General features: G+C 69.5%; 4 protein-coding genes. All 4 read right to left on the bottom strand.

Annotation, left to right across the window (positions count from 1 at the left end):
* Positions 1 to 1,783, bottom strand: a 1,783-nt coding sequence (gene pheT, locus ACNPM4_RS08615; RefSeq protein WP_448985404.1) for a phenylalanine--tRNA ligase subunit beta, incomplete at its 3' end; no start/stop codon positions are given.
* Complete coding sequence (gene pheS, locus ACNPM4_RS08610; RefSeq protein WP_448985403.1) at positions 1,783 to 2,823, bottom strand: phenylalanine--tRNA ligase subunit alpha; 1,041 nt, start codon at positions 2,821 to 2,823, stop codon at positions 1,783 to 1,785. The genes pheS and pheT, both read right to left, overlap by 1 nt.
* Before the next feature lie 42 nt (positions 2,824 to 2,865).
* The gene (locus ACNPM4_RS08605; protein ID WP_029262478.1) at positions 2,866 to 3,768 is read right to left on the bottom strand and encodes an amino acid ABC transporter permease; all 903 of its coding nucleotides are present in this window, start codon (positions 3,766 to 3,768) and stop codon (positions 2,866 to 2,868) included.
* A partial coding sequence (locus tag ACNPM4_RS08600; RefSeq protein WP_448985402.1) for an ABC transporter permease subunit occupies positions 3,765 to 4,060 on the bottom strand: 296 nt, incomplete at its 5' end. The genes ACNPM4_RS08600 and ACNPM4_RS08605, both read right to left, overlap by 4 nt.

Genomic DNA, 4,060 nt, shown 5'->3' with positions numbered 1-4,060 from the left:
GGAACACGGCACCCGTCTCGAAGATCGCGAGATCGGTGAGGCCGCGCGAGATGTTGCGATGCGCGGTCTGCAGCAGACCGGGGATGAGCGAGCGGCGCAGGAACGGTGCCTGCCCGTCGAGCGGGTTCGCCAGCCGGATGCTCGGCAGGTGCTCTCCCGAGGCGGAGCCGTGCAGGTCGTTCTGCGCCTCCGTGGTGAACGGGAAGGACGGAGTCTCCACCAGGCCGGCGGCGGCCAGCGCGTCGGCCACGCGGCGGCGTCCCTGCTGGTGCGCCGTGAGCCCGCGGCCGGACGGCGGCGTCGGCAGCACCGAGGGGATGCGGTCGAGTCCGTGGATGCGGGCGACCTCCTCGGCGAGCGTCCACTTGTCGGTGAGGTCGGGGCGCCAGGTCGGCGGGATCACGGTCCAGCCGGAGCCCTCCTCCGAGGCGGTGACATCCGCGCCGATCGTGGTGAGCGCACCGGTGATCTCGTCGTCGGTGTAGTCGACGCCGATGAGTCCCTGCACGAAGCCCGCGGGGAGCTCGATCGCTTCGACGAAGACCTCGGCGAAGAGCGCACCGCCCTCTTCGGTCAGCGTGCCCCCGGCGAGCTCGACCATCAGGTCGGCTGCACGGCGCGCGGCGACGAACGGGATGAGCGGGTCCACACCGCGCTCGAAGCGCTTGGAGGCCTCACTCGGCAGCTTGTGTCGACGCGCGGTGCGGGCGATCGTGATCGGGTCGAAGTTCGCCGCCTCGATGAGCACGTTGCGCGTGGTCTCGCTCATCTCGGTCGTTCCGCCGCCCATGACGCCGGCGAGGCCGATCGGGCCGGACCCGTCGGTGATGAGCAGGTCTTCGACGTGCAGCGCGCGCTCGACGCCGTCGAGGGTGGTCATCTTCTCGCCGGGGGCGGCGCGGCGGACCGTGATGCCGCCCGCGAGCTTGTCGAGGTCGTAGCCGTGCAGCGGCTGCCCCAGTTCGAGCATCACGTAGTTGGTGATGTCGATCAGGATGCCCAGCGAGCGCATGCCCGCGAGGCTGAGCCGCGCGATCATCCACGGCGGAGTCGGACGTGAGGGGTCGACGTCGCGCACGACGCGGGTCACGAACTCGCTCGCGCCGACGCGGCCACGCACGGGGGCGACGTCATCGACCACGGTCGTGTGTCCGGTGCCGGGCTGCAGCTCCGCGAAGTCGCGCTCCGCCGGGTCGCGGAAGGCCGCCCCCGTGGCGTGCGCGTACTCGCGGGCCACCCCGCGCAGGGAGAACGCGTAGCCGCGGTCGGGGGTGACGTTGATCTCGACCGCGACGTCGTCGAGGCCCAGCAGCGCGATCGCGTCGGCGCCGACCGGCGCATCGATGCCGAGGTCGGAGAGCACGACGATGCCGTTGTGCTCGTCGCCCAGGCCCAGTTCGCGCGCCGAGGCGATCATGCCGTCGGAGACGTGACCGTAGGTGTTGCGGGCGGCGATCGGGAACGGCCCCGGCAGCACGGCGCCGGGGAGGGTGACTACGACCTTGTCGCCGGCGACGAAGTTGTGCGCACCGCAGACGATCCCGCGGATGCCGCCGTTCTCCTCGCCCACGTCGACCTGGCACCAGTTGATGGTCTTGCCGTTGGACTGCGGCTCGGCCTCGATCGAGACGACCTGGCCGACGACGACCGGGCCCGAAATCTCGAAGCGGTGCACGTCCTCCTCTTCGAAGCCGACGGTCACCAGCGCCGCGAGGACATCCTCCGGCGTGGCATCCACTGCCAGATCGACGTACTCACGCAACCACGAAAGCGGGACGCGCATCACACCACCATCCCGAACTGCTCGCTGAAACGGACATCACCCTCGGCCATGTCGCGCATGTCCTGCACATCGCTGCGGAACATCAGTCCCCGCTCGATGCCCATGCCGAACGCGAAGCCGCTGTACACCTCGGGGTCGATCCCGGCGGCGCGCAGCACGTTCGGGTTGACCATGCCGCAGCCGCCCCACTCGATCCAGCGCGCGCCGCCCTTGAAAGTCGGGTGCCACAGGTCGAGCTCGGCGGAGGGCTCGGTGAAGGGGAAGTAGTTGGTGCGGAAGCGCGTCTCGGCCTCGGGGCCGAACAGCTGCTTCGCGAAGTGGTCGAGCGTGCCCTTGAGGTGCGCCATCGTGATGCCCTTGTCGATCACGAGACCCTCGAACTGGGTGAACACCGGCAGGTGCGTGGCGTCGAACTCGTCGGTGCGGTACACGCGCCCCGGGCACAGCACGTAGATCGGCACGTCGCGGTCGAGCATCGAGCGCACCTGCACCGGGCTCGTGTGCGTTCGCATGACGAGGTGGCGCGAGGGCGGGTCGACGTAGAACGTGTCCTGCTCCTGGCGGGCAGGGTGGTCGACGTCGAAGTTCAGGGCGTCGAAGTTGAACCACTCGTGCTCGAGCTCCGGTCCCTCCGCGATCTCCCAGCCCATGCCGACGAAGATGTCGCAGACCTGGTCCTGGAGCAGCGTGAGCGGGTGCCGGGCGCCGACCCGCGTGCGCGAGGGCACCGCCGTGATGTCGACGCGCTCGGACTCGAGACGCGCAGCGACCTCGGCTGCGGCCAGCTCGGCCTCCTTGGCGGCGAGCGCCTGCGTCACCTGCCCGCGCCCCTGCCCCACGAGCTTGCCGAACGCGGCCTTGTTCTCGGGGGCGACCTGGCGCATCGAGGCGTTCAAGACCGCGAGCGGCGAACCCTCCGCGACGTGTGCGGCGCGAGCCGCCTTCAGCTCGGCGGTGTCGGCGGCTGCGGCGATCGCCGCGAGGGCGTCGGCGACAGCGGCTTCGACCGCTTCCGGGGTGATTTCAGGAGACTCTGACACGAGAATCGAGTCTACCGGGGGCGCGTGGGTCCCTTTCGCTGATCAGCGCGTCGGCTCGGCCCCGTCCCCCTGCAGCACGATGAGCGAGGTGTTCGTCTCGCCGCCGTGCTGACGGGGATCGGGCACTGCGGGTCCGGCCTTCGGCGAGCGCTTGGCGCGACGCTGCAGGCGGTAGGCGACGTAGGAGAGCAGGAGACACACGGCCACGTACATCGATCCGCCGATGATCGCGGCGGGGATCAACGGGGAGCCGTAGGGCGCCTGGTTGCCGATCTGGTTGATCACGTAGAGGAGTTCCTGGTACGTGATGATGAACCCGAGCGCCGTGTCCTTCAGCGCGACGACGAGCTGCGCGATGATCACGGGCATCATGGCCCGCACGGCCTGCGGGATCAGGATGAAGTACATCACCCCGGTCTTGCGCAGTCCGATCGCGTATCCCGCCTCGGACTGTCCGCGGGGCAGCGACTCGATGCCGGCCCGCAGCACCTCGGCCAGCACCGACCCGTTGTAGACGATGAGCGCGATCACGACCGCCCAGTAGGGCGGCATCTTCACGCCGAGCACGGGAAGGCCGTAGTACAGCAGCATCATGAGCACGAGGACGGGCACGGCCCGCAGCACCTCGATGATCCAGCGGACCGGCTCACGCACCCAGGCATGCTCCGAGAGACGACCGATGCCGAGCACGAAGCCGAGGATGATCGAACCGACGCCGGCGGCCCCGAAGGCGGCCAGCGTGGCCAGCAGGCCTTCGCCGAAACGGACCCAGACGGCGGAGAACGTGAAGATGTTCCACTTCTCTGCGGTGAACTGCCCCGTGGCGAACAGCCGCCACACGACCCAGCCGAGCACGGCGAGGACGACGAGCACCGTCGCGACTCCGATGAGGCGGTTGCGGGCGATGGCACGGGGGCCGGGGACGTCGAACAGGACGGAACTCATCGCGCGATCCTCCACTTGTTCTCGAGCGTTCGCTGCACCCAGGCGAGCAGCAGCACCAGGACCACGAAGATGACCATGACCCACAGCAGGACGACGAGCGCGTTCTCGCCGCGCTCGCTGAGTGCCGCGCGGATGGTGCCGAGGTTGACGACCGAGAAGCCGGCCGCCACCGTGGTGTTCTTCATGAGGGCGATGAGGACGCTCATCATCGGCGGGACCACCGAGCGCGTGGCCTGCGGCAGGACGACGTAGCGCATGACCTGACCGAAGTTGAGACCGATCGCTCGCGCTG

Source organism: Microbacterium umsixpiens (assembly GCF_053543675.1).
This window is presented reverse-complemented; position numbering and strand designations above follow the sequence as displayed.